Annotated in this window: 3 protein-coding genes; all 3 read left to right on the forward strand. The window is 71.5% G+C overall.

What is annotated here, in order from left to right:
* A partial coding sequence (locus AC13HU_RS34420) for a polyketide synthase dehydratase domain-containing protein (protein ID WP_483045923.1) occupies positions 1-1,137 on the forward strand: 1,137 nt, incomplete at its 5' end.
* 171 nt (positions 1,138-1,308) lie between these two features.
* Positions 1,309-2,742 carry a coproporphyrinogen-III oxidase family protein gene (locus tag AC13HU_RS34425; protein ID WP_483045924.1) on the forward strand — a complete coding sequence of 478 codons (1,434 nt, stop codon included), beginning with the start codon at positions 1,309-1,311 and terminating at the stop codon, positions 2,740-2,742.
* Positions 2,732-3,471, forward strand: a 740-nt coding sequence (gene fabG, locus AC13HU_RS34430; protein ID WP_483045925.1) for a 3-oxoacyl-ACP reductase FabG, incomplete at its 3' end; no start/stop codon positions are given. The genes AC13HU_RS34425 and fabG, both read left to right, overlap by 11 nt.

Below are 3,471 nucleotides of genomic sequence, written 5' to 3' on the forward strand. Positions count from 1 at the left end.
GAGGCGAACGGCGCGGCCAACGGCGACGGCGCCCAACTGGTGCTCAGTGACGTGGAGTTCAACCGCCCGCTGGTGCTCGCGCCCGGCGTGCCGAGCACCGCCCGGGTCACCCTGACCGCGCCCGAGCCGGGCGGCGAGCGCCGCTTCACCGTCACCGGCAGCAGCACCGGGAGCAACTGGTCCGAGCACTGCCACGGCACCATCGCGCCCGCCCCGCGCACCGAGCGGGCCGGACGGCTGCCGGACGCGCTGCGCGCCGAGGCACCCCACGAGCTGCGCCCCGCCCAGCTCTACGGCACGCTGCGCGACGGCGGCCTCGAACACGGCTTCCACTTCGCCACCGTGCGCGAGCTGCGGCTGGCCGACCCCGGCCGTGAGGAAGCGCTCGGCCGGATCACCTCCGCGCCCGACGGCGCACCCGTCGAGCCGCACCCGTACCGGCTCGCCACCATCCTGGACGGCGCGCTCCAGCTCGCCGCGGCGCTCTTCCTCACCCCCGCGGGAGCGGCCGGCCCCGAGACCGACGACCCGGAGACCGCCGCCAACTCCCTGCTGGCCGGCGGCTACATCCCGGTCGCGCTGCGCCGGCTCACCCTGCCCGGGCCACTGCCCGGTGAGGTCTGGGCGCATGTGCGGCGCCGCCCGCACGACGCGCGGACCGGCTTCGTGGTCGACCTGCGGCTGACCGACAGCGAGGGCCGGATCGTCGCCGACCTCGAAGGCGTCGAGTTCCGGCACGCCGGCGCGCTGGCCGGCGGCGACCTGCCCGATCCCGGCGAGAACGCCGGACAGAGCAGCGGCCGCAGCCGCCGGGAACTGCTGGAGGCGCTCGCGCCCCTCGGCCCCGAGGACCGCAAGCAGACGGTCATCGAGTGGCTGGCAGCGGAGGTCAGGGAGACGCTGGGCAAGGCGTCCGCCGAGATGGACATGGTCGCCGACGGCATCGACCCGTCCCTCGCGCTGCTGGAGATCGGCCTGGACTCCCTCCGCGTCACCGCGCTCCAACGGCGCATCCAGGAGAAGTTGGAGTTCCGCTACAAGGCGATGGAAGCCCTCGACTACCAGACCATCGAGGGGCTCGCGGACTTCCTCCTCGACCGGGTGCTGTCCCTGGAGCCGGCCACCGCGACCGTCTGACCCCCGCGGCGGTGCGCCCACAGCCGGCGCACCGCCGCGCACCCGCAGCACCCGCAGCACCCGCACCCGCACGCCGTACCCGGCGCGCCGAGCGCCCCGGACCGCCGGACCGCCGGACCGCCGACAACGCCCAGGCCCGCAGGAAACCCTCCCGGAGGAATGAGCCGGACCATGCTGGATTCCACATACGTCACGGACTACATCGACAGCCACCTCGAACAACGCCAGGTCAACAAGATCCAGCACGGCTTCCCCTCGCCGCGCTACTGGACCGAACCCACCATCGCCGCCGACGAGATCACCGAGGACCGCCGCAAGCTCCAGAAGGCGGGCCAGGCGCCCGACATGTTCCTGTACATCGGCGTGCCGTACTGCATCAAGACCGACCCCGGGAAGTGCGGCTACTGCCTGTTCCCGGTCGAGGAGTTCAAGGGCAACGACGCCCTGGAGGACTACTACGGCTACGTCGAGCGCGAGGCCGAGCTGTACCGCGACCGGTTGACCGGCGCCCGGCTCGGCTCGGCGTACTTCGGCGGCGGCACCTCCAATCTGTACCGCCCGGCGCACTACCTGAAGATCATGGAGCTGGTGAACCGGCTCTTCCCGAACATCGCCGAGGGCGCCGACCTCACCCTCGAAGGCATCCCCCAGCTCTTCACCCGGGACAAGATGCAGGCGATCCGCGACTCCGGGATGAACCGGATCAGCATGGGCGTCCAGCAGGTCAACGAGCGGCTGAACAGCCTCAGTGGCCGGAAGCAGACCACCCGGCACGTGATCCAGAGCCTGGACTGGGCCCGGGAGTTCGGCCTCGCCGCCAACGTCGACGTGATCTTCGGCTGGCCGCAGCAGACCGTCGAGACCATGCTGGAGGACCTCAAGACCCTGGTCTCCTGGAACGTCTACGACATCACCCACTACGAGCTGAACGTCGGCGGCCCCACCGACTTCGCGCTCAACCGCTTCCACGAACTCCCCAGTACCCTCAGCAACTTGGAGATGTACCGGGTCGGCCGGGACTACCTGCTCGACCAGGGCTACGAGCAGCACGGCGCGTACAGCTTCCGCAAGCCCGGCGACCCGACCAGCCGAGACTTCCGCGAGGGCTACCGGCCCCAACTGCACGACGTCTCCGACGCGCTGGGCCTCGGCTACGCGGCGATCTCCTTCTTCGGCGCCGCCACCCTCGGCCCCGGCCGGTCCTGGTCGTACATCAACCAGCGGAACCTGTCGCTCTACAAGGCCGCGGTCGACGAGGGCCGGCTGCCGGTCGAGCGGGCCTTCCGCTACCAGTCCGACGACTGGGTGCTGGCCACCGTCTTCCGGCACCTGCTCGGCATGGAACTGGACCGGACCGGGCTGCGCGCCTCGATGGGCGTCGACGTCTACGAGGAGTTCGCCACCGTCTGGGACGGGCTCGCCTCGCGCGGCCTGGCCGAGATCACCCCCGAGAAGATCACCCTGGTCGGCGACGGCCCCTTCTACACCCCGATGGTCTCCACGCTGCTCGCCGAGGAGCGCTACCGCGCGCTGCGCGAACGGGAGGTCGACAACAAGAAGGCGAAGCTCGTGATGGCCGGGGAGGGGGCAGGCGGTGGCCGATGACCTGCCGTTGAGCGGCCGCAAGTGCGTGGTCACCGGTGGCGCGCGCGGCATCGGTGCCGAGGTGGTCCGGCTCGCCCTCGCGCAGGGCGCCCACGTGGTCTTCGGCTACCACTCCAGCGCCGCTGCCGCCGCCGACCTGTCCGAGGAGATGCGTGCCGCCTACCCCGACCAGCAGTGCACCGCGCTGCCGGGCCGGGTCGGCGACACCGCGGACGCGAGCCGGTTCGCCGCGGAGGCACTGCGCGCGCTCGACGGGGAACTGGACGTGCTCGTCAACAACGCCGGCGTCACCCACGACGTCAGCTTCGCCCGGATGCGCCGCGAGCAGTGGGACGAGGTGGTGGAGACCAACCTCGGCAGCATGTTCAACGTGACCCGGCCGCTGGTGATGCCGCTGGTACGGCGCCGGCGCGGCACCATCGTCAACGTCACCTCCGCCTCCGGTATCCACGGCGCGCCGGGCCAGACCGCGTACTCCGCCTCCAAGTCCGGGGTGATCGGCTTCACCAAGGCGCTGGCGAAGGAGGTCGGCGGCCTCGGGGTGACGGTCAACGCGGTCGCCCCCGGCTTCATCGCCACCGACATGACGGCCGCGATCCCCGAGCCGCAGGTCGAACGTGTGAAGAGCCTCATCCCGTCACGGGAGTTCGGTTCCGCCGAGGACGTCGCCGCGCTGGTGTGCTTCCTCGCGTCGGACCGGGCCCGCTACATCACCGGGCAGGTCATCGA

It is taken from the genome of Streptomyces sp. NH27 (assembly GCF_056859195.1).